1 protein-coding gene is annotated in these 264 nt (G+C 29.5%); it reads left to right on the top strand.

From position 1 onward, the window contains the following. The coding region (locus HMPREF2881_RS09815) for a MobA/MobL family protein (protein WP_176744877.1) at positions 1–264 on the top strand (264 nt) is incomplete at both ends.

Here is a 264-nt window from a genome sequence, read left to right on the forward strand (position 1 = left end):
CATTATATAGTGAACGTACAGATGAAAAAATTAAATTTAAAAATCATATTGTTAAACCTGAAAGCATGATTTTAACGCCTCAAAATGCACCCGAATGGACTAACGATAGACAACGTTTGTGGAACGAAGTTGATAAAGTTGAAAAGCATAATGCGAAAACAAATAACCCTAGATTAGCAAAAGAAATCTTGTTAAGTTTACCTAATGATTTTGATAGAGAAGTGCAAACTGAATTAACAAAAGATTTTATAAAAAGTGAGTTTG

Source organism: Staphylococcus sp. HMSC057A08 (genome assembly GCF_001812925.1).
GTDB lineage: Bacteria > Bacillota > Bacilli > Staphylococcales > Staphylococcaceae > Staphylococcus > Staphylococcus hominis.